The following is a 23,031-nucleotide window of genomic DNA, read 5'->3' on the forward strand; positions in this document are numbered from 1 at the left end:
TTGTTATCGTTGTGTCGTGCCGGGCGTGCCCGGCCGGTCAGTCGGGAAAATCGGGCTTGTGGCGGGCCTGGGCGGCCAGGCGGATCGGCGCGTTGACCGCGCCATAACCGGCATAGCCGCGCCGCTCGACCACCTCGAAAAACACCCGGCGAGCAAAGGCGCGGCTGTAGAATTGCAGGTATTCGGCTTCGCCATCGCGGTCATAGAGAATGTCGCGCGCGGCCATCGACTCGATCAGCTCGGGCTCCAGCCCCCAGCGTGCCTCCAGATCATCGAAATAGTTGCGCGGGATCGCCAGGCGCGGCAGGCCCTGGGCATGGGCGGCATCGGCCACGGCCACGATATCGTCGGTGGCAAAGGCGATGTGCTGCACCCCAGCGCCGAAATAGTTCTGGATGAAGCGCGAGGTGAGCGATTGCGCCGCCAGCGAGCCATTGAGCGTGAAGCGCACCGAGCGATCGGCGTTTTCCACTGCCTGGCTCTGGATCAGGCCCATCGGATCGGCAATGTCGAGCTGCGGCGTCTTGCCCACGTCGAACAGCGCGACGTAGAACAGCAGCCAGCTGAGGAATTCCTCGTACTGCATGGTCTGCGCAATGTGATCGATCGCCAGGCGCGGGCCGGGCACGGGATCTTCGAGCCGGTGGGGAAATTCGTGGGCCCACATCGCCGCGCGGGTGGCGGCATCGACGAAATAGATCAGGCTCCCGCCCACGCCGCGCACGCTGGGGATCGGCCATTCATCGGGCGCCAGCGCCTGGATGAACCGCGGCACGCGCAGGAAATCGGCCCGCGCCAGTGCGCCGGGCACATCGTCCACCGCCAGGCCCAGCGCGCAGACCGAGGCGCCGTGGACCACGTCGAAACTGTGGGCGAGGCCTTCGGGTTCGCAGTTGATCACGATGTTGACGGGGTTTTCCAGCCCCTGCGTCCAGCGCGTGACGTCCTTGCTGCGGTGGCGCGCGGTGGGGCGAAAGCCCAGGGGGCGCAGCATCGCCGCCAGATTTTCCGCCTCTTCATGGCTGGCGGCAAATTCGATGAATTCCACGCCGCTGGTTTTCACGCGCGGCGGCAGGCTGGCGGCGCTGGCCGAAGGGCGAGTGATCCCGCCTTCCAGCAGGCGCAGCGCGCGATAGCCATCGAGCGCCACCCCGCTGGCCGATCCGGCGCGGAAACGGTCGTTGAAGATTTCCAGGCTCCAATAGCCCTGATAGCCGATCTTGCGGATCGCGGCGGCCCAGTCATCGAGCGGGAAATCGCCCTGGCCGGGCATGGAGCGGAAATGGCGGCTCCACCCCAGGTGATCCATGTCGAGCATGGGGGCGTCGGCCACCTGGACGATGAACAGCTTGTCCGCGCGGATATCGCCGATGCTGGACGAGGGAATCTTGCGCGACAGCGAGTGGAACGAATCCAGCACCAGGCCCAGCGCGGGATGATCGGCATCGCGCACGATGCCCCATGCCTCGCGGTGATCATGCACGTGTCGGCCCCAGGCCAGCGCTTCGTAGCCCAGGCGCAGGCCGCGGGCGGCGGCGCGCTCGGCCGCCTCGGTCAGATCGGCAATGGTCCGCTCGCGGTTGCCATCGGCGATCGGCGAACAGCTGGAGCAGACCAGCAGCAAGTCGGTGCCGAGTTCCTGCATCACGTCGAACTTGCGCTCCAGCCGGTCGAACGCGCGGGCGCGCTGCGGCTCGGGCAGGCCATCGAGATCGCGGAACGGCTGGAACATCGTGCAGACGAGGCCCAGGTCACCCATCAGCGCGGCAATTTCGCGCGCGGAGAGATGCGTCGAGAGCAGGTCGTTCTCGAAGATTTCGGCGCCGTCATAGCCGGCCGCAGCGATCGCCTGCAGCTTGGCCTCGAGCGTGCCCGAAATCGATACGGTGGCGATGGATGTCTTGAATGCGGGATTCGTCATGGCCGCCTGCCGTTCGTTGCCTTTGGTTTCCTGCCCCGGCCACGGGCCTATCACGGGCCGCTGCTTGACAAAAGCAAAAATGTTAGGGACTAGTTCGTTACATAAATTGAACTGGCCCGGGGAGCGGAAACGAACCTGCCGGGCCTTGCAACGAGGGACAGGTGCGGCAAGGAAGGGCATACGGCGCAACCAGGATGGTGCCCGCAGCGATGCGGGGCCAGGCCGATGCGCGCGCGATTGCCCAGGAGAGTTCCTTGCCGGAAGACGACGCCCCCGCCCCACTAGCCGACGCTTCTGCTGCCACTGCGGCAAAGCCGCCGCGCCGCTCCCGCGCCGAAACGCGCGAGGCCGCGATCAACCAGATCGTGGACATCGCCACGCAGGAATTCGTGGAAAAGGGCCTGGCCGGCGCGCGGATCGACGAGATCGCCGGCAAGGCCACCAAGCGCAAGATCTACTACTATTTCGACGGCAAGGAAGAGCTTTACCGCGCCGTGCTGGAGCGCGCCTACCGCCGCGTGCGCGACAGCGAGGCGCAGGTGGATATCACCACCGGCACTGCCGAGCAGGCGCTGCGCCGCCTGATCGAGCATGACGTGCACTATCACGCGCGCCATCCCGAACTGGTGCGCCTGGTGATGAACGAGAACATCCACCACGCCCAGCATCTCAAGCAGATCACCGAACTGCCCAGCCGCAACCACAGCGTGATCGATATCCTGCGGCAGCTGATCAGCCGGGGCGAGGCTGAGGGCAGCTTTCGCGTCGGGATCGACCCGGTCGATCTGCATTTCAACATGACGGCGCTGGCGTTCTACAACGTTTCCAACCAGTTCACCTTTGCCCACAATTTCGGCGTGGACATGACCAGCGACAGCGCGCTGGCCCACCGGGCACGCCAGGTGGCAGACATCATAATCGCCTGGGTGACGCGCAAGGATTGAGCGCCTGACCGTGGCCTGCAAAGGCTGCGGCCGCGCCGGCCTGCACCGTCATCCGCGCATGCGGGAGAGAGACAGGCATGGCCACACCCATCACAGCAAGCGCCGGCACGTGCCCGGCGCAATGGACCCGCACGGGCCTGGCCATCGTGGCCCTGTGCTTTGCGATCAACATGGCCGACGGCATCGATGTGACGATCCTGTCGTTCATCGCGCCGCGCATCCAGGCCGATTGGGCGATCGGTGCCGATACCATGGGCCTGCTGTTTGGCGCGGGGCTGGTCGGCATGGCGATCGGCGGCATGGGCATTGCCCCGCTGGCCGACCGGCTGGGCCGCCGCCGCATCATCCTGGCAGCACTGGGGCTGATGTCGGCCGGGATGGTCGCCAGCGGTTTTGCCGGCTCTGTGCCCATGCTCTATGGCTTGCGCGTGGTGGTGGGCATGGGCATCGGCACGGTGCTCGCAGCCATGGCCGCGCTGGCCGCAGAATCCGCGCCGGCCGCGCAGCGCAACCTGGCGGTGGGCATCGTCCAGGCGGGCTATCCCTTTGCCGCAGTGTTTACCGCGCTGCTGACCGCGCATCTCCTGCCGCTGTGGGGCTGGCACCGCCTGCTGCTGATGGCGGGCGGGTTGACGGTAGTGCTGTTTCCCGCCGCGCTGCTGATCCTGCCGCGCAGCGGTGCAGCGCGGACGGCCGATGGCCCGGCGCGCGAACCGGCAGGGCGGATCGGTGACCTGCTCTCTCCCGCCTTCCGTGCTCGCACGCTCACGCTGTGGGCGGCGGTGTTCTGCGGGCTGATGGTGCTCTATTTCATCGTCAGCTGGATCACCAAGCTGTCGATCGCGGCCGGCCTTTCCGAAACCGACGGCATCTATGCTGGGGCGCTCTACAATTTCGGGGCATTCGTCGGCACGGCGGGGATGAGCATGCTGGCCGTGCGGGTGCCACTGGGGCGCCTGGTGCCCGGCATGCTGGTCAGCGCTGGCGTCGCCATGCTGGTGTTCGGATCGCTCGCCATGCCGGTCGCGGCAACGCTCGCCCTCGCCTTCCTCATCGGGGTCACGCTGCAGGGTGGCTACAACGGCGTGTGGCCGCTCGCCGCCTCGGTCTATCCGGCGCGGATGCGCGCCACGGGCGTGGGCTGGGCGATCGGCCTGGGCCGCGCAGGCGCGGTGATCGGCCCGATGATGGGCGGTTGGCTGATGGCGGCCAAGGCGCCGCTGCCGCTGCTGTTTGCCGCCTATTGCCTGCCGCTGCTGGCCTGCGCCGCCGCCGCATTTGCCGTTGACCACATGTCTCGGCGTGTTGCGGAATAATTTGACAGGAACTAGTTCGTAACATAAATGAGTCGTCGGAAGGCGAAACGGCAAACGTTCGCCAGGGAGGATGACCATGCGTTTGGAAGGCACTCGTCTCGTGCTGTCCGCGTCTGCGCTGAGCGTGGCCGTGGCCCTTGCAACCCCGGCTCTGGCGCAGGCTGCGCCGCAAGCCAATGCTGCGCCCGATACGGCGCCGGCGGCCGAAGCGGCCCAGCCCGATGTCAAGGAAATCGTGGTGACCGGCTCGCTGATCCAGCGGCCCAACAACACCGCCGTCAGCCCGATCGTGTCGGTCAGCAACGAAGCGATCAAGGCCAGCGGCAACGTCAACCTGCAGGATGCGCTCAACCAGTTTCCGGGCTTCACCCCAGCCGGCAATTCCGGCACCGGCGGCCAGGGCACCGGCGGGCGCGCCTCGGTCAACCTGCACGGCCTTGGCCCCAACCGCAACCTCGTGCTGCTCGATGGCAAGCGCCTGCCGCTCTCGGATATCTCGGGCACGGTCGATACCAACATCATCCCGGAATCGATCATCGGCGGGGTTGACGTGATCACCGGCGGCGCATCGGCCGTCTATGGTTCGGATGCCATGTCGGGCGTGGTCAATTTCAAGACCCTGCGCAGCTTTGACGGGGTCAAGGCCGACGTCCAGAACAGCCTGAGCGAAAAGGGCGACGCCTACAAGTTCTCGGGCTCGATCGCGTTCGGCAGCAGCTTTGCCCAGGATCGCGGCCATGTCATCGCCGCGTTCAGCTATACCGACCAGGACCCGATCAACGGCAAGGCGCGCAGCTTCTTTTCCGACAAGACGCCCTCGTCCTACATCGGCACCGGCACGTTCGTGCCAAACGCCACCAACGCGCCCAATGCTGCCGTCGTGCAATCGGTGTTCGCCGGCTATGGCGTGACCAGCACGATCAACCCGCTGCTCAACCTGGGCTTCAACAACGACGGCTCGCTGTTCGTGCAGACCGGCGCGGTCAACTACAAGGGCCAGACCAACAGCGGCGGCTATGCCCTGGTCGGCGGCAACGTGCGCATGCCGGTGGGCCAGCAGGTCGATTTCATGAACGGCCTCAAGCGCAAGACCGCCTTCATCAAGGCGGACTATGACCTGACGCCCAACCTGACCCTTTATGGCCAGTTCCTGTTCGTCGATCTCAACGTCCACACTGCCAGCGGCAACACGCTGACGCAGTTTGGCCAGCTGACCACCATTCCGGTCACCAACCCGTTCATTCCGCAAGACCTGCGCACGGTGCTCGCCTCGCGCCCCAATCCCACCGCCAATTTCCTGTGGAACGGGCGCTATGTCGGCCTGCCGTACAAGAGCTGGGATGAAGACTATACCGTCCAGCAATACATGGCGGGGCTGAAGGGCAATATTGCCCCGGGCTGGACCTTCGATGTCTATGCCTCGTACGATCAGTCGGTCCACAACCAGACGATGCGCAATGCCGTGGTCAAGAGCCGCGTGCAGAACCTGCTGAGCGCGGCCGATGGCGGCAACTCGCTGTGCCAGGGCGGCTTCAATCCGTTTGGCGATGCTAACATGCGCTCGGTCTCGGCTGCCTGTGCCGCCTATATGACCAAGGACGCATTCAGCGCCGAGCGCCTGGGGCAAACCCAGTTCCAGGGCCAGATCAACGGCAAGCTGTTCGATCTGGGCGCAGGCCCGGCGCAGATCGCGCTGGTCGCCGGCTATCGCAAGAACACCTACAACTATCGCCCCGACAGCGACCTGCAGGCGCAGAACCTGGAAGCGGTGACCGCCTCGCAGCCGGCCTCGGGCCGCATCTCGGTCAAGGAACTGGCCGGGCAGATCGACATTCCGCTGGTGGCCGACAAGCCGTTCATCCGCGAACTGGGCATCGGCGCGGCCGCGCGCGTATCGAACTATTCGGTCAGCGGCACGGTGACCAGCTATGAAGCCGATATGCGCTGGCGCCCGACCGACACGATCATGCTGCGCGGCGGCTATCAGCGCGCGGTGCGTGCGCCCAATATCGGCGAGCTGTTCTCGCCGCAGCAGGGCACGCAGCTGGTGATCGGCACCCCGCCCGGCTCGCTCGGCGATCCGTGCGACTATCGCTCCACCGCGCGCACCGGTGCCAATGGCGCCCAGGTGGCCGCGCTCTGCGTGGCGCAGGGCGTACCGCAGGCGGCGATCGGCAGCTATTCGTTCCCCACCACCGCCACCGGGCAGCTGGTGTCGGGCAACATCGGCCTGCGCCCCGAACATGCCGATACGTTCAACGCCGGGATGGTATTCAACGCCCCGCGCGGCGGCGGTCTGTTCGGCGATTTCTCGTTCTCGGTCGATTACTACAACATCTCGATCAAGAACGTGATTTCCACCGTGCCTGGCCTCACCGTGCTGTCCAAGTGCTATAATCTCGATGGCAGCAATCCGGGCTATGCCGCCAGCAACCCCTATTGCGCGCTGATCCAGCGTGACAGCAACGGGCAGCTGGTGAACGTCGCCACGCCCTATCTCAACCTCGGTTCGCTCAAGACCGACGGCGTGGAAGCGCAGGTCAACTGGGCAACCCCGGCGCCGTTCCTGGGCCGCACCGGCAAGATCTATGCCACCACCACGGTGGGCTGGCTCCATGCCTACAAGGTGCAGCTGCTGCCCGGCGCTGCGGAAATGAACTATACCAACATCAGCAATGGCGCAGCCAACCCCAGCTCCGTGCCGCCGCGCGCCACGCCGCGGTGGAAGGCGCTGACCACGCTGGGCTATCGCTCTGACAACATGGGCATCGGCCTGCGCTGGCGCTTCCAGAGCGCGATGCAGGATGTCAGTTCGGTGCTCACGCCCAACAACACGCAGGTGGGCATTGCCGCCTACAACCTCTACGACCTGTTCGGGAATGTGAAGGTCGGCAAGATGTTCGAGCTGCGCGCCGGCATCAACAACCTGCTCAACGCCAAGCTGCCCTACGTCGCCAGTTCGCAGAACGGCACCGACGTGGCGCTCTATGACCCCATCGGCCGCTCGTTCTATATCGGCGCGCGAGTTAGCTTCTGATCCACCCTGCCCCGGCGCTGCATCCCTGGTGGTGCAGCGCCGGAGCCTTTTTGCAAAGACACAGGTTTTGATGATCCGCTCCGGGCTTCTTGGTCGCGCCATCCTGGCATCCAGCTCTCCACGCCTGCACGAGGAAGAGGCCCGCGCCCTGGGGCTGGAGCTGACCTATGAACTGTTCGATTTCACCCAGCGTGGCCTTGCCGATGCCGATCTTGCCGGCGTGGTCGACAATCTAAAGCGGCAGGGCTTTGCCGGCTTCAACGTGACCTATCCGTTCAAGCAGGCGATCATGCCGCTGATGGATGAACTCGCGCCCAGTGCCCAGGCGGCCGGCGCGGTCAACACCGTGGCGATCCGCGATGGCCGGCTCATCGGCCACAACACCGATATGCCCGGTTTTCGCGACAGCCTGCTGGCCGGCCTGCCCGGCGCGGCGCTCGGCCATGTCATCCAGTTGGGCGCAGGCGGCGCCGGTTCGGCGGTGGCCAACGCGCTGCTTTCGCTTGGCGTCGCGCGCCTGGAACTGGTCGATCCCGATGCCGCGCGGGCCGGCGCTCTCGCCACTGACTTGGCGGCACGCTATCCCAGCGCCCGCGTGCTGGTCACGCCGCTGGCCGATCTCGATACCGCGCCGGCCGATGGCATCGTCAACGCCACGCCGATCGGCATGGCCGCCAAGCCGGGTACGCCGATCCCCGCCGATGCCATCGCCACGCACCACTGGCTGGCCGATATCATCTATTTCCCGCTGGAAACAGAGCTGCTTCGGGTCGCACGAAGCAAGGGCTGCCGGGCCATCAACGGCATCGGCATGGTCGTGGGCCAGGCCGCGCTGGCGCTTGGCATCATCACCGGCCACACGCCCGATGCCGAACGGATGAAGCAAAGCTTGGCCTGATCGGCCGGCTCAGCCGGCGGCGCGCGCCACGGCGTTGATCAGCTGTTCGGTGGCAAAGGGCTTGCGCAGCACTTGCGCATCCGGGCCGGCGACGGCCTCGATCGCGGCAAGATCGGCAAAGCCGCTCATGAACACTACGCGCAGGGCGGGGTGGTGGCGGGCGAGCTTGGCCGCCAGTTCTGCGCCGGTCATTCCCGGCATGGCGAAATCGATCGCGGCCACTTCGGGCAGCGCCTCGCCCGCCTGTTGCGCGCGTTCCAGCAGGGCCAGGGCCGCAGGACCATCGGCCGCCACGTCAACCACATGGCCGTGATCGGCGAGCGCCGCCACCAGCGCACGGCGCAGATCGGGATCATCGTCCACCAGCAAGACCCGCGCCAGGCTGGTGCCGGGGCCGGCGGGCGCGGCCGGCGTATCGTCATCCTGTGCGGCGCTGGCGGTGCGCGGCAGGAACAGGCGCACCGTGGTGCCCTGGCCCGGCGCGCTGTCGATCCGCACCGCGCCGCCAATCTGGCGCATGCTGCCATAGATCTGTGCCAGGCCCAGGCCGGTGCCCTTGCCCACCGGCTTGGTGGTAAAGAACGGCTCCATCGCGCGGCGCAGGGTTTCCTCGTCCATCCCCGCGCCGGTATCGGCCACTTCGACCATGACATAGCGACCATCGGCAAGATCCGCCGCGCCCTGCGCCAGATAGGGATGCAGCGCGATGGTCAGCGCGCCGCCCGCCGGCATGGCATCGCGGCCGTTGACCGCCAGGTTGAGCACCGCCATTTCCAGCTGCGTCGGATCGGCCAGCACCGCCCAGCCCTCGCCAGCCGGATCGGCCAGATGGCAATCCAGGGTGATCAGCGGGCCCAGCGTGCGCATCAGCATCGGGCGCAGGCGCTCGATCACCAGCGCCGGATCGAGCGCCTGGGTCGCCAGCCGCTGCGTGCGGGAAAAGGCCAGCAACTGAGCGATCAGGTTGGCCGCGCGCTGCGCTGCCTGGCGCCCTTCGCCGGCCAGACGCTCCACCCGCGCGGCATCGCCGCTGCGCCGGGCGATTAGATCGAACGAAGCCAGGATCGCGCCCAGCACGTTGTTGAAATCGTGCGAGAGGCCGGCGACGAGCTGGCCCATCGCCTCCATCTTCTGGCTTTGCACCAGGGCTTCCTGCGCGGCGCGCAATTCGCTGGTGCGCGCTTCCACCCGTGCCTCCAGCGTGGCGTTCAACTCGCGCAGCTGTTCGGCGATCGCTGCCCGCTCGCTCACCAGGCGGGTGCGCTCGGCGATCTCCTCCATGAAGGCAACGTCATCGGGATGCCAATCGCGCGTCGTCCGGCTGTTGAGATAGACGATCGTGCGCAGCCGCCCTTCGCGCAGGAATGGCACGACCAGGATGGCGCGGGTATCGACCGTGCGCGCGGTTTCCAGGCTGCGCGCGTCGACCCGCGGATCGGCGGCGAACAGATCGCCCACCACCACCGTCTCTCCCCGGTTGAGCGCGGCCACGATGCGGGCGCCGAAATCGGCCGCCGGCATGCGCCCCAGCAGCGGCGGGGCCGTGCCATCGGTCCAGCAGATATCGTAATCGAACACGTCCTCTTCGGCCAGCAGTTGGCCAAAGCCGGTGCGGCTCACCCCGAAATGCTCGCCCATCAGCGCGGCAATCTCGTCCAGCGCGGCGGTGGTATCGTAATCGCGCAAGACATCGGCGATCTTGAGCCGCAGCGCGATGCGCGCCTCACGCCGGGCGATCTTGTGGAACACTCGCTCCAGCCAGGCCGCGCCCAGTGCGATGGCCAGAATCAGCAGCGTGATCGTGGCGATCAGCACGGCCAGAAACGTCTGGCCGATGCCGCTGGTCACCATGTGCGCGTGCGCCGCGCTGTCCATGGTGATCACGGCAGCATGCATGCCGGCATAGTGCATGCCGGCAATCGCCAGGCCCATCAGCCCGGCCGCGCCCAGCCGCATCCCCAGCGCCTGGTCCCGCGCGGCAAACCACAGCGCAGCGGTGGCCGCACCGATCGCGATCAGCACCGAAATGCCCACCCACAGCCGGTCATAATGCATGGTGCCGGGCATGCGCATCGCCGCCATGCCCACGTAATGCATCGCCACCACGCCCAGACCCATCAACAGCCCGGCCGAGGCGATGCGCCGGGATGACAGGCCGGTGCGGCCCAGCGCGGCAAAGCCCGCGCCGGTAAAGCCGATGGCGATGGCCAGCGACAGCAGCGTCAGCCCCAGGTCATAGCCCATTGCCATGCCCGGCACGCGAAACGCCAGCATGGCCACGAAATGCATCGACCAGATGCCGCCACCCAGCGCGATCGAGGCCGCCGCCAGCCACACCCGGCGTGCCCAACCCTGGCCCACGCGCACCCGGCCGGCCAGGCTGAGCGCGGTGAACGAGGCGAACACCGCGATCAGAATCGAGAGAATGACCAGATTGGCCTCGTGCGTTCCGGTCGTGTTCATGGCCCCCTGCTCCCACAGAACCGCGACCCCGGCAATCCCATCATGGTGGCCATAAAGGGACATGCCGCGATGGCGGATCGGGGTGCGCAACGCACGGGCCGGGCTTTGGTGCCCGCAATCAATCCCGCGTGGTTGCGCGCGCCTTGAGCCGGGCATGGATCGCCTCGGCCTCGTTGCGATCAGCCAGGGGCACAGGCCCCTGCGCCAGGGCATGGGGCGGCGGCAAACGCAGGCCTTGCGCCGCGATGCCGCGCGCCAGCCCCAGCCGCCGCGCCAGGGCCGCACGCGGTGCGTCGTCGCCCTGCGCCAGGCGATCGTAATCGACAAAGCACTGGCGCGCCGCCACCGTGGCCGGCTGTTCCAGCAGATGGCGATAGACCCCGCACCACGTGCGCAGCCAGAACGCCAGCTTATCGGGATCGCCCGCAACCGGCGCACCGGCAGGCAGGCAGAACGGGCGCTGGTGCACGCCGAATTCGTGATGGCCCAGCCAGCGCATGTAATCGGCGCGAAACCGGTCGCCCGCCGCCAGGGCGCAGGCGCGGCGGTGCTGGGCCAGCAGGCTGGCGGCCTGTTGCAGCGGATCACGAAACGGATGGACCAGCACCGCGCCGGGCAGCGGGGCCAGCGCGCCCACGCGCAGCACATTGGCGTTGTTCTTGGACAGATAACGCCCCTGCCCGCGCGCGTGGCAGACCAGCGCCATCATCTCCCCGAATGCAGCGAGCGTGGCGGCATCGGGCTGGTGCGCGCACAGCCCGCGATCGGTGTGGTAATCGGGCCCGCAATGCAGGCGCCAGAACACTTCCTCCATCGCTTCTGCCGTATCGAGATCGTGTTCCAGCCCATCGCCATGACCGCGCGGCGTGCGCGCCAGCCGGCGCCGATGGCGTGCCACCAGCCCGGCCCAGGTGTTGGGCGCCAGGGGAAACGGCATGTCGGCATAGCGCAGGCTGGCAAAGTGATCGGCCGCCTCCAGCCGCTGCATCAGCACGGTGGTGCCCGCCCGCGCGAGGCCCGCCACGAAGACCGGGGGGCGCAGCGTCAAGGCCGCCGCCGCCCGCCCGAACCGCGCGCGTTCCAGGTCAAAGCTAAGGTCCAGCGCGGCGCGGCTGCCCAGGGCCAGCCGATGCAGCAGCCGGTCAAGCCGGCGATAGGCGGGCGCGCCGGCCGGCGCCGCTGCGGGCAAGGGCAAATCGGACGAAGGCAAGACAGATCCCCGCAACAAGAATGGCCAGGCGCACCAGCGGATCAAGCAAGGCCGCAGTGGTCGGCACGCCCAGCTGCGGCCCCAGGCTCAGCGCCAGTGCCAGCGGCAGGGCGGCCAGGGCCAGTGCGCCCCCGGCCACGAGCGAACGGCCCATCAGGTGGATGGCCAGCAGCCGCGCGGCGCGTTCCTTCCAGCAGTCAGAAGCGCGGCGCCGCGCGAGGACACGCAGCGCACGCCGGCCCGCAAGGCCCAGCGCGGCAAAGCGGCGCAGCACGCCCCAGCGCCGCACCAGGTGCAGCGTGGCCAGCAGCGCGCCGGCCAGAACCAGCGCGGCGGCGATCACCGCCGGCCAGCTCCACCACCGCGCGCGGCCTTGCGCGCCAGGCGGATCAGCCGCTTGACCGGATACCACACGAAGGCCAGCAGCCCGAGCAGGATCGCCCCGACCACGCCCAGCGCGGTAGAGGCCGCGCCCAGGCCCAGGCCAGGGCCGACATAGGCCTGCGCGGGAACGGCGGTGGCGGCCAGCAACAGGATCGCCGGCAACAGCAGGCGCGACGCGGGGGCGATCGGCAGAACGGTCATTCGCATCGGGCATTCTCCGCAGCTTGGATGCCGATCTTGTCGGCGACGGGATCGATGTAACGGGTCCAGCGCAGCTCGAACCGGTTGCGGTCAGCGTCGGCGCTGATGAAGTTCCAGCGCACGGTGCCATCGGCGGCCAGGCGCACGACGCGGCCCAGTTCGGTCTCTTCCACCATGGTATCGCCACCGGGCAGCGGCGTGGCACGGCCCTGCGCGCGGGTGTGGATGTTCAAATCGCGAAAGGCGCGGGCCAGCGGTTCGCTCACCTGGTCGGTGGCGAAATCATAGACCAGCATGCGGTTGGTGCCGTCGGGTTCGGCCTGTTCGGGCTGGTCCCAGGCAAAGCGCCAGTGGTTGTCGAACACCGAGATGCGGTGATCATCGAGCACGCTGACATCGTGCTGAAACCGCCAGGGCAGGCCGCGGCTCCACACCACCTTGCCGGTGGATGGGCGATAGAGCAGCAACAGCGACAGGTTGCGCAGGCTGATCAGCAGATCGCCCGATCGCCAATAGGGGCCATCGCCCGGCACCGGCTGAATATCGTTGAGGTGGATGGGATCATCCGAATAGGGACGGCCGCGCCAGAGCTGGCCCATATTGTTGGCATCGAGCAGGTCGATCACAGCAGTGCGGCTCAACACTTTGCCCGCAGCGGTCAGGTGCATCAGCCCTTCGTCGGCAAATTGCGGGCCAAGGCCGGGGCGCGTGGTGCGCGGCAGGCGGTAGGACGCCCATAGCGTGCCATCGGGCGCGCGTTCCAGCGAGTGGTGGAAAATGCCATCGATCATCCATTCCGGCCGTCCGCAGGCATCGATCCGTACCAGGGGCGAGGTATCGTGCACGATCAGCCCGCCATCGGGCATCAGCATCGGATGCATCGCCATGAAGCGCTGGTTGGTCTTGTCTCGCGCCAGATCGATCAGCGCCGAACGGAACGTGGAATGCGCCAGGATCGCGGCGATATCCGGGGCATAGGTGCGCACCACCTGGCCATCGCGCAGCCGCAACAGCTGCACCACCCAGCGCCGGCGCGCGGTATCGAACACGGTCAGCAGGATATAGCCGGGATCGACAAAGCCGGGCCTGCGCCACAGGCCGCCGGGCAGCGGCTCATAGGGTTGGCCGATCGTGGGGTGATAGGGCAGCAAAGCGCCAGCGGCGCGCCCCACGGTATCGGGAATGCTGGCCACCTGCACCGCCAGTTCGCCCAGCGCGCCATGGCGGCGCGGCGCCAGCAGCACGAACCCGAAGCCCAGCAGCACCAGCGCGCCCAGCGCCAGGGTCAGCCCCAATGCCCACAACGGCACCGGACGGCTCATCAGGCGCTCCCACCGCGATGGCGCCGGGGCGCGCGGTGATGGGGCAACAGGATCAACAGGCAGTGCAGGTATTTGGGGCAACGCCGGGCGGTTCATGGCCACGGCATCTAGCGCGCAGTTGTATCACCGCAATTTCGCCGGGCTACAGGCCTGCAATCTTTACTGACACAGTGAAACATCAACAGCGACGGGCACATCCAACAGGGATGAAATAGTATTCTGTATCAAGGTGATGCCGCAGAAGAAAGGCCATGCTGCAGCCCGTGGGACTGCGGCATGGCCATACAACTTGTTACAAAATTGCCGTCCGGCGTCAGGCCGGCAGGCTGACCGCGTTGATGATGTGCGCCTGGGTATATTCGAGCAGGCCGGCCTCGCCCAGTTCGCCGCCCAGCCCCGATTGCCTGACACCGCGGAACGGGATGGCGGGGTCGATCGCCAAGTGCTGGTTGACCCACACCGTGCCAGTATCGATCCGCCGCGCCACGTCCATCGCGCGGGCCACGTCCTTGCCCCAGACGGTGCCGCCCAGGCCATAATCGCTGTCGTTGGCGCGGGCGATCACATCGTCCACGTCAGAGAACTTGAGCACCGGAAGCACGGGGCCGAACTGCTCTTCGCGCACCAGCGGCGCATCGTCATCAAGATCGGCGACGATGGTCGGCGCGATGAAGTAGCCCGGCCGATCGAGCGGCGCGCCGCCGGCCAGCACGGTGCCGCGTTCGCGCGCATCGGCCAGCAGGGCGGAAACCTTGTCGAACTGCATCTTGTTCTGCACCGGGCCGATCGTGACGCCCTGGCGGGTGCCTTCGTCCACCACGGCATCCTGCGCCAGGCGGGTGATCTCTTCCAGGAATTCGTCATAGACGGTTTCGTGCACATAGGCGCGCTTGATCGCCACGCAGACCTGGCCGGCATTGACCATGGCGCCCTGATAGACCTTTTCGGCGGCCAGCTTGGCCGGCATGTCATCCAGCACGATCGCGGCATCGTTGCCACCCAGTTCCAGCGTCACGCGCTTCACGCCGCTCGCGGCCGAGGCCATGACCTTCTTGCCGGTGGCGGTCGATCCGGTGAAGGCAACCTTGGCGACGTCGGCATGGGTGGACAGCGCGCCGCCCAGATCGTTGACATCGGCAATCACGTTGACCACGCCCGGCGGCAGAATCTGCGCGATCACCTCGCCCAGCAGCAGCGTGGTGAGCGGCGTGGTGGGCGCGGGCTTGGCCACCATGGTATTGCCGGTGAGCAGGCACGGGCCCAGCTTGTTGGCCAGCAGCACCACCGGGAAATTCCACGGCGTGATCGCGGCACACACGCCCAGCGGGGTGCGGTGCTCGATCACCGTGTTGCCGCCCTCTTCGCGCAGCACCTTGTCGGTCACGCGCATGCCGGCAAAGGCCTTGAGCACGAAATAGGTGGCCATCATCTCGCCACGTGCCTGGTCCAGCGGCTTGCCCTGCTCGGCGGTCAAGAGCTGCGCGAAATCCTCCTGCCGGGCGTGCACCGCCTCGGCCAGCTGGTCGATCAGCGCGGCGCGATCATCCTGGCTGCGCGCCGCCCAGGCGGGAAACGCGCGCTTGGCGGCGGCGACCGCAGCATCGAGCTGGGCCATGTCGGCCCGTGGCGCCTGGGTCAGCACGGTTTCCGTCGCGGGGTTGATTACGTCGAACGTGGCCGCGCCGGGCACCAGCTGGCCATCGATCAACAGGCTGAATTGCTTGTCCATAGGGGGATTTCCTTTGCCGTTGAGGCTATAGTGGGACGCGCTCAGGGAATGCGCAAGATGGGCTTGACCACATGGCCGGCCTCGCCCTGGGCGATGGCATCGGCAATGTCGGCAAACGCGAAGAAGCGCACCAGGCGATCGAACGGAAAGCGCCCGGCGCGATAATGGGCCAGCAGTTCGGGGATGAACGTCTGCGGATCGGCGCCGCCTTCCACCACCCCGCGGATCACACGCCCGCCGCTCATCAGGAACGTCGCATCGGCGGCGATGTCACCCGGGCCATAGGCGCCCACCAGCGCCATCTGCCCGCGCGGGGCCAGCGCTGCCATCGCGGCGTTGACCACGTCGGGCCGGCCGGTGGTGTCGATCACGCAGTCAAACCCCTGCGCCAGGCCAGCGCTGCGGGCATGATCGGCCAGGCTGCCGGCGCGCGCGTCAAAGCCATGGGTGGCGCCCAGTTCCTGCGCCAGGGCAATGCGCGCGGGGTTGATATCCACCGCCGCGACCACGCCCGCCCCGGCAATGCCGCAGGCCATGATCGCGGAAAGCCCGACCGCGCCGGTGCCGATCACCGCTACGCTGGCGCCGGGGCGCGGGCGCAATTCATTGAGCACGGCGCCAGCCCCGGTCTGGATGCCGCAGCCCAGCGGGCCAAGCAGATCGAGCGGCAGATCTGCATCGACCTTTACCGCATTGCGCGCATGCACGATGGCATGGGTGGCAAACGACGATTGCCCGAACACGTGGCTGTGGATCACCGCGCCTTCGGGCGTTGCCAGCGCCGTGGTGCCATCGCTGCGGCTGCCGCCAAAGTTATAGGCAAACCAGTCATGGCAATAGGCCGGGGCATGATCATCGCACGAGGGGCAGTGGCCACACGAATCAAAGCTGAGCACGACATGATCGCCCGGTGCCAACCCGGTCACCGCCGTACCGACCTGCTCGACCACGCCAGACCCTTCGTGCCCCAGCACCACCGGAAACGGCAGCGGCAGGTGCCCATCGCGCAGCACCATGTCGGTGTGGCACACCCCCACGCCCACCAGGCGCACCACCACCTCGTCTTCGCGCGGATCATCGAGCACGACCGGCTCGATCACAGGCGGCGCGCCGGGCTGGCGGAAAACAGCGGCATGGGCAGCAGTGGGCATGGGGGCGTATCCTTGCAGTGAAACGGCAATCACGGGGTACAAAAAGAAGCGCCGGACCGGGGGATTTTCGTGGAGGAAGCGGCCCGGCGCCAGTGGGTGGATCGATCAGAACTTGAAGCCGGCGCGCAGATACCATTCGCGCGGACGGTTATAGCTGCCAAAGATCGCGCCGGCCGAAAGGTTGGTATTGCCGCTGACGAGATAGCGGGTGTCGGTCAGGTTGGTGCCACCCACGGTCAGCGACCAGCGATCGCCGGGCGTGTTGTAGGTGAGGCTGGCGTTGATCATGTCGTTCGTGGGCCGGCGCAGCAGCAGGGTGCGGGCAATGTCATTCCACACCGGCGTGGTGTGCGTCCAGTCGGCCAGCGCCACCACGTTGCCCCCGTTCGCCAGGTTGAATTGATAGCGCGGCGACAGGTTGATCTTCCAGTTGGCCGTCTTGGGCAGCGGCGCGCCCAGATAGATGCCCGCCTGGATGCCCGGGATCGTGCCGGCATTGACCAGCGCGGCGGGATCGATCTGGGTATAGTGCGCATCGATATAGCCGACAGAGCCATTGATGGTCAGGCCGGTAACCGGCGCCAGCACCATTTCGGCCTCGACCCCCTTGATCCGCGCGCGCCCGGCGTTGGCGATCGTGGGCGAGGTGCCGATCTGGATATTGAGCTGAACCCCTTCATAGTCGGTGGTGAAAGCGGCCAGGTTCAGCTGCAGCTTGCGATCGAGCAGGGTCGATTTCACCCCCACTTCCCAGGTCGTGGCCTTTTCCGGGCCAAAGCCGGGCGCCACATTGCCCTGCGGGTTGGTCAACCGCGTGGTCCAGCCGCCGGTCTTGTAGCCCTTGGACCACGAACCATAGACCATGACGCGCTCGGCGGGATAGAGCTGCACCCCGACCTTGGGCGAGAAGTTATTGAAGTTCTTGCGGTTTACCCCAGGGGCATAGACCTGCACGGGATTGGCCGGGTTGGGATAGCCGATGCCGTTCTGGCAAGAGACCGGCGCCAGCGGGAACGGCCCGTTCGGCGTGACATTGCCATTGGCATCGCTGCATCCGAACAGCTTGTAGTTGAAGCCATTCAACTCCTGCTGGCCGCCTTCGAACTGCTTGGCTTCGTGCGTATAGCGGCCGCCCACGGTGATGCCCAGAATCTCTACCGGGCGATAATCGACCTGGCCAAAGAACGCATAGTTTTCGGTGTTGAAGCGGTTGGGGCCATCCACCTGCACCAGGCCTTCGTCAAAGGTCACATAATCGTGCAGGCTGCCCTTTTCCTTGAAGTAATAGCCGCCCAGCACATAGTTCAGCTTCTTGTCGAGCGCCTTGCCCAGGATCTGCACTTCCTGGCTGAACTGCCACTGGTTCTGCTGGAACGACAGCTCGAGGAACGAGAGCGGCGATCCATCGGCATCCAGCCCGGCGCGCCAGTGCGTGTTGCGATAGGCGGTGATGGACTTGATCGTCAGGTCATCGCTCACCTGCGCCTGCACCGTTGCGCCCAGGCCCCAGGTCGTCAGCTTGTTGAAGCTGGGCCCGGTGGCATAGCTGGTGTCGGGGTCTGCGGTGACGAAGCGGGAATCCCATGGCAGGCGATCGTTGGTGGGATCGCCATCCACGTTCACGCTGGCCAGCGGGGAAAGCCGGCGGCCGAACTGGGTGCCGCGCGCGCCGCACAGCGCCTGGGCATTGCGCGCGGCGATCTGCTGCGCGGTTGAGCCGATGCAGAAGTTGTAGAGGCCGGAAAACAGGAAGCCGGTGTTGCCCGAGGCCGAGAGCGCCGTGCCGGGCAAGTTGTCGGTGCCGGCAAATGGCCCAGGCAGGTTGAGCGCGGCCAGAAGCTTGCTCGCCTGCGAGGAACTGTCCTGCCGCGTCCAGTCGCCGGTGAGCGTGGCCGTGATCGCGCCGCCATTGTCCCACTTGAGCTTGCCGCGCAGCGAGGCGGTATTGTCGCCGCCTTCGCGGCTGGAGCTGGCATAGTCGGCGTGGTTGAAGTTCAGGAACGTGTCGGAATTGCTGGCGCGCTGATCGGGATAGGGAATGCGCTTCAGGAACCCCTCGCGGTTGGTGACGGCAAAGGTCACCGACGAAAACAGCGAAGGCGCCAGCGGCACGTCCACCGTGCCGCGCACCTTGACGAGGTTGTAGCTGCCGGTGGTGGCGTCGATCGAGCCCTTGAATTCCTTGCCCGGCTCGTGCGTGACGATCGAGATCGCGCCGCCGATGGTATTGCGCCCGAACAGCGTGCCCTGTGGGCCCTTGAGCACTTCCACGCGTTCCACGTCGGGCAGGTCCTGGTTGGCGCCCACGGTGCGCGCCAGATAGACGCCGTCGAGGTAGATGCCCACGCCCGGATCGATGTTGAACGCAAAGTCATCCGAACCGATGCCGCGGATCGTGGCCGACAGTACGGCCGAAGAACCCGAAAACGGCGTGCCGCCATCGAGGTTGACGTTGGGCGCCAGGGCCGAGAGCGACGCCACGCTGGTCACCGCGCGCTCCTTGAGCGAAGAGGCGGTGAACGCGGAAATCGCGATCGGCACGTTCTGGACGTTCTGCGCGCGCTTTTGCGCGGTGACGACGATTTCCTGAATGCCCCCCTGCGGCGCGGCGGCCGCAGTATCAGCCGGCGACGCGGCATCCTGGGCATGGGCCAGGCCGGGCACGGTGGTGGCCACGGCCAGGGCCACCAGGCTCGATCGAGTGAAAACCTGCGGCATCCTGCACTCCCTTGCGATGTGTTATCGCCATGGGAGCTACCGCCCTGTCCCGCCGCCATCTTGGACGATCGCGCGAAAAGCATGGACAAAAACGACGAGGCAACGACCGCTGTTTTGTACGGCGGCAGGCCGGATCAATGCATGGCGCGATAGCGGCGCGGGGTTTCGCCAAAGCGTTCCTGGAACCGCCGGCTGAAATAGGAACTATCGGAAAAGCCGCAGTCGAACGCGATCTGGGTAATGCTGCGCTGGGGTTCCAGCGTCAGCTTCTGCGCGGCCAATGCCAGGCGGCGTTCATTGATATAGCCACCCAGCGTCACGCCCTGGCCAGCGGCAGCGGCCTGCAGGCGGCGCAGCGACACGCCCATTTCTGCAGCGATCGTGGCCGGGGACAGGGTGTGATCGGCCAGTCGCGCCGCCACGATCGCCCGCGCGCGTTCCAGCAGGCCGTGGCGGCTGGGCTGCACCCTCGCCCCGCCCGGACGCAGGCTGGCGAGCAGCAGCGAGCAGAACACGCCGTCATAGCCGTCATCGGGCAGGCCCTGCGGGCTGGCCTCGCACTCACGCCACAGCGACAGCAGGAAATCGTGGAGCAGACGGGTCGACGGCGCCTCGCGCGGGATGCAGGTTGCCACGGCATCGTCCACCCAGCCCGGCATATCGGCCAGCACCGCGCGGTCGAATTCGGCCACGATCAGTTCGTGATCGTTGCGCAGATCAAAGCGATAGACCTCTTCGCTGGCGCACAGCACCATGTCGCCGGCGCGCACGTCCATCTCGCGGCGGCGATGCACCACGCGCCCCTGCCCCGAACGGAACACGTGCAGCTTGAGCCGCGGGCCGCCGGCATGCCCGGATTCCATCAGGCGCCGTTCCACCGAAACCGGCGTGGCGCGCGGGCGCGTCATGGTAATCCCGCCCATCTGCCAGCGCGATACGGTCGCTTCGAAATGCGGGCTGAGCGGCTGGGTGGACAGGCCGGAATAGGTGCGCGCCATCAGGCTGCGCCAATAGCTCAGCTTGTCTGTCCCGGTCAGGCTGCGCGTCGAAAAATGCTCGATCATCTGCCTCGATCCACCACCCTCTGCCGCCATGTCACATGGCGCGTGCGGACTCGGTCTGGCGCCAAGTCTCTCCTGGTGAATTAGTCAGCAATACATACAAATGCAATGACACGTCCGATAGGGCAGCGTGATCGCCCACGTATCAGGCGACCAGCACTGCGCGGATATCGTTGACGTTGGTGTGGCTGGGGCCGGTGATCAGCAGATCGTCGATCGCGGCAAAGAAGCTATAGCTGTCATGCCCGGCCAGGGCCTGGGCCGCGCTGGCGCCGGCCGCGCCAGCACGGGCCAGCGTATCGGGCGCGACGAAAGCGCCGGCGGCATCGTCGCTGCCATCGATCCCGTCGCTGTCGGCCGCCAGTGCCCAGATCCCCGGCGCGCCATCGAGGGCAATGGCCAAGGCCAGGGCAAATTCGCAATTGCGCCCGCCCCGGCCATAGGCACCCCCTGCCAGCGTGACCGTGGTTTCCCCGCCCGAGAGGATCACGCCCGGTGCGCGCAGCGGATCGCCCCAGGTCTGTGCCGAGCGGGCAATGCCGGCCATCGCCCTGCCCAGTTCGCGCGCCTCCCCCTCCAGCGCGTCGCCCAGGATCAGCGGAGTGAGCCCGGCCTGGCGCGCGCAGTCGGCCGCCGCGGTCAGCGCCTGGCGGGGCGAGGCGATGATGCGATGCTCGCCCTGCGTGGGCGGAAGCGGTGACGCGGCGCGCAAGGCGGCCAGCGCGGCTTCGGGCACGGGCAGGCGGTGCAGCGCGATGATCGCCAGGGCATCGGCGGCCCGCGTCGCATCGGCCAGCGTCGGGCCCGAGGCGATCGCCGCCGGGTCATCGCCCGGCACATCGCTGATCAACAGGGTAAGCACGGGCGCCGGCGCGGCCAGCGCGGCCAGGCGACCGCCCTTCACCCGCGAGAGATGGCGGCGCACCGTGTTGATCTCGGCAATGCTCGCGCCCGATTCCAGCATGGCGCGGGTCAAGGCCTGCAAGGCATCGAGGTCCATGCCCGCGACTGGCCATTCCATGCAGGCCGAACCGCCGCCCGATATCAGCGCGATGACCAGGTCTTGCGGCGTAAGACCATGCAACGCCGCCACGATCTGCTGCGCGGCCACCAGGCTGGATTGATCGGGCACGGGGTGCCCCGCTTCCACCACGGCGATGCGCGCGGGAGGAGGCAGGCCGGCGGCATGGCCGTAGCGCGTGGCAACCACGCCCGAAACCGGCACCCGCGCGCCCCATTGCGCCAAGAGCGCGGCATCGAGCGCGCTGGCCATGGCCGCGGCGGCCTTGCCCGCGCCGATCACCACGCAGCGCCCGGCGGGCGGCGGGGGCACATGCCGGTGCATGATCGCGGCCGGCTGGCTGGCGGCGATGGCGGCATCGTGGACCATGCGCAACAGGCGGCGGGCGGCGGCATCGTCGATGGCAATCCGGTCTGACATTTTCCCTCCCGCGGGTGGCCCCTTGCATTGGCGCATATACGGCCAGGATATTCCTGCCTATCATGCGCTTGAGCGATCGCGAAGGAGACACCGCGTGGGGGCATGGGGCGCGCTGATCATGGGCTTTTTCGGCGCGGTCTTTGCCGCGCTGACGCTGGCCTGGCACTGGCATGTGACGGGCGCGGCGCTGGCCCTGCCCTTCGTGCCGTTCGTGGCGATTGCGCTGGCGGCATGGGTGGTCATCCGCCGGCCGGGCAAAGGGATCAGGCCTGTCCCTCACGTGGAAAGAGCCATCATGTGGAGCAGCATCGGCGAAGGCCTGGGCCTGTTCCTGGCGGGCAACATCGTGATGAACCTGCACCGTCCCGATCTCTTACTGCCGGCGATGGCGCTGGTGGTGGGGCTGCATTTCCTGCCAATCGCCCAGGCTGCGCGCTTCCGCCCGTTTCATCTGCTGGGCGGGGCGCTGATCGTGGCAGCACTGGCCGGATTTGCCCTGGCCGCGCCCCTGGGCGGCAGCCTTGCCGGCTTTTCCGCCGCAGCGGCGCTGTGGCTGGCCGCGGCCATGGCGGTCCGCCGCGATCATCGCGCCAAGGCGCTGGGCTTCCACTGACGAACACAGACATACAACGGGAGAGGACAACAGGATGATCGGGCGGACATGGGCGATGGCCCTGGCCATGACAGTGGCCACCACCATTTCAGGCGTCGCGCCAGCCGCGCGGGCCGCCCCGGCAGCGCCAGCGCCCACCCTGGAATATGCGTTCACCGCCAAGGTCATGCTGGCCCCGGCGGTGGAGCAGGGCGAGATTGGCGGCGGGCGCAGGCGGTTCATCGCCATCACCGGCGGCAGCGTGGATGGGCCGCTGTTCCACGGCCGCGTCCTGCCCGGCGGCGGTGATTGGCAGACTATCCTGCCCGATGGATTGACCCAGGTGGACGCCCGCTATTTCCTGCAGGCGGCCGATGGCACGGTGGTGGATGTCAACAACCCCGGCGTGCGCGTGGCCAGCACCGCGGTGACCGAGCGCATTGCACGGGGCGAAGACGTGCCGAGCGACGCCTATTACTTCCGCACCACACCCCGCCTGGCCGCCCGGGCCGGCCCGTTCGCGTGGATGAACCGCGCCGTGTTCGTCGCGCGGGGCATCCGCAAGCCCGACCATGTGGAGATCGATTTCTACGTGGTGCGCTAGGGTGTGTGGGGATTCAGCCCATGGCGGGCTGCGAACGGC

Annotated in this window: 17 protein-coding genes; 6 read left to right on the forward strand and 11 right to left on the reverse strand. The window is 67.3% G+C overall.

Annotated elements, in window-relative coordinates; translation table 11 throughout:
• Positions 1-37: 37 nt before the first annotated feature.
• Entirely contained in the window at positions 38-1,921 is a 1,884-nt protein-coding gene (locus ABIC78_RS08690) for a bifunctional sugar phosphate isomerase/epimerase/4-hydroxyphenylpyruvate dioxygenase family protein (protein ID WP_354489012.1), read from the reverse strand.
• A 194-nt stretch (positions 1,922-2,115) separates the two neighbouring features.
• On the opposite strand from ABIC78_RS08690, the gene ABIC78_RS08695 reads away from it, so the two are divergent.
• From ABIC78_RS08695 to ABIC78_RS08710, 4 genes are all read left to right on the forward strand, one after another.
• Complete coding sequence (locus ABIC78_RS08695) at positions 2,116-2,865, forward strand: TetR/AcrR family transcriptional regulator (RefSeq protein WP_354489014.1); 750 nt, start codon at positions 2,116-2,118, stop codon at positions 2,863-2,865.
• 77 nt (positions 2,866-2,942) lie between these two features.
• Positions 2,943-4,181 (forward strand): MFS transporter, encoded by a 1,239-nt coding sequence (locus tag ABIC78_RS08700; protein WP_354489016.1) that lies wholly within the window; start codon positions 2,943-2,945, stop codon positions 4,179-4,181.
• A gap of 76 nt (positions 4,182-4,257) precedes the next feature.
• Positions 4,258-7,218, forward strand: a complete 2,961-nt coding sequence (locus ABIC78_RS08705) for a TonB-dependent receptor domain-containing protein (protein ID WP_309805889.1) — start codon at positions 4,258-4,260, stop codon at positions 7,216-7,218.
• Positions 7,219-7,288: 70 nt separating this feature from the next.
• The gene (locus tag ABIC78_RS08710) at positions 7,289-8,116 is read left to right on the forward strand and encodes a shikimate dehydrogenase (RefSeq protein ID WP_354489018.1); all 828 of its coding nucleotides are present in this window, start codon (positions 7,289-7,291) and stop codon (positions 8,114-8,116) included.
• A gap of 9 nt (positions 8,117-8,125) precedes the next feature.
• Here ABIC78_RS08710 and ABIC78_RS08715 read toward each other — a convergent pair whose 3' ends face one another.
• The 10 genes from ABIC78_RS08715 to ABIC78_RS08760 form a co-directional block, all read right to left on the reverse strand.
• Positions 8,126-10,579, reverse strand: a complete 2,454-nt coding sequence (locus tag ABIC78_RS08715; protein ID WP_354489020.1) for an MHYT domain-containing protein — start codon at positions 10,577-10,579, stop codon at positions 8,126-8,128.
• Between the two features lie 118 nt (positions 10,580-10,697).
• Positions 10,698-11,789 carry a sulfotransferase gene (locus tag ABIC78_RS08720; protein WP_354489022.1) on the reverse strand — a complete coding sequence of 364 codons (1,092 nt, stop codon included), beginning with the start codon at positions 11,787-11,789 and terminating at the stop codon, positions 10,698-10,700.
• Positions 11,722-12,132, reverse strand: a complete 411-nt coding sequence (locus ABIC78_RS08725) for a hypothetical protein (protein WP_062784014.1) — start codon at positions 12,130-12,132, stop codon at positions 11,722-11,724. Before ABIC78_RS08725 ends, ABIC78_RS08720 begins: the two co-directional genes overlap by 68 nt.
• The gene (locus tag ABIC78_RS08730; protein ID WP_062784016.1) at positions 12,129-12,374 is read right to left on the reverse strand and encodes a hypothetical protein; all 246 of its coding nucleotides are present in this window, start codon (positions 12,372-12,374) and stop codon (positions 12,129-12,131) included. Before ABIC78_RS08730 ends, ABIC78_RS08725 begins: the two co-directional genes overlap by 4 nt.
• On the reverse strand, positions 12,371-13,696 hold the full coding sequence (locus ABIC78_RS08735; RefSeq protein WP_171793367.1) for an arylsulfotransferase family protein: 1,326 nt from the start codon (positions 13,694-13,696) through the stop codon (positions 12,371-12,373). The genes ABIC78_RS08730 and ABIC78_RS08735 overlap by 4 nt, the downstream gene beginning before the upstream one ends.
• A 313-nt stretch (positions 13,697-14,009) precedes the next feature.
• A complete protein-coding gene (locus ABIC78_RS08740; protein ID WP_354489025.1) occupies positions 14,010-15,425 on the reverse strand; it encodes an aldehyde dehydrogenase family protein in 1,416 nt (471 codons plus the stop codon).
• Between the two features lie 41 nt (positions 15,426-15,466).
• Positions 15,467-16,576, reverse strand: a complete 1,110-nt coding sequence (locus tag ABIC78_RS08745) for an NAD(P)-dependent alcohol dehydrogenase (RefSeq protein ID WP_022675175.1) — start codon at positions 16,574-16,576, stop codon at positions 15,467-15,469.
• A gap of 105 nt (positions 16,577-16,681) precedes the next feature.
• Positions 16,682-19,294, reverse strand: a complete 2,613-nt coding sequence (locus ABIC78_RS08750) for a TonB-dependent receptor (protein WP_354489027.1) — start codon at positions 19,292-19,294, stop codon at positions 16,682-16,684.
• A gap of 134 nt (positions 19,295-19,428) precedes the next feature.
• Positions 19,429-20,358 (reverse strand): helix-turn-helix domain-containing protein, encoded by a 930-nt coding sequence (locus tag ABIC78_RS08755; RefSeq protein WP_354489029.1) that lies wholly within the window; start codon positions 20,356-20,358, stop codon positions 19,429-19,431.
• Between the two features lie 142 nt (positions 20,359-20,500).
• Positions 20,501-21,796, reverse strand: a complete 1,296-nt coding sequence (locus tag ABIC78_RS08760; protein WP_354489031.1) for a glycerate kinase type-2 family protein — start codon at positions 21,794-21,796, stop codon at positions 20,501-20,503.
• Between the two features lie 94 nt (positions 21,797-21,890).
• Here ABIC78_RS08760 and ABIC78_RS08765 point away from each other — a divergent pair, with 94 nt between their 5' ends.
• Both ABIC78_RS08765 and ABIC78_RS08770 read left to right on the forward strand, forming a co-directional pair.
• A complete protein-coding gene (locus tag ABIC78_RS08765) occupies positions 21,891-22,409 on the forward strand; it encodes a hypothetical protein (RefSeq protein ID WP_354489033.1) in 519 nt (172 codons plus the stop codon).
• Between the two features lie 34 nt (positions 22,410-22,443).
• Positions 22,444-22,992: a DUF3237 domain-containing protein gene (locus ABIC78_RS08770; protein WP_354489034.1), complete on the forward strand. Its 549-nt coding sequence runs from the start codon at positions 22,444-22,446 to the stop codon at positions 22,990-22,992.
• Positions 22,993-23,031: the final 39 nt, after the last annotated feature.

This window comes from Novosphingobium sp. 1529, from assembly GCF_040544855.1.
In the GTDB taxonomy this organism is placed as follows: domain Bacteria; phylum Pseudomonadota; class Alphaproteobacteria; order Sphingomonadales; family Sphingomonadaceae; genus Novosphingobium; species Novosphingobium capsulatum.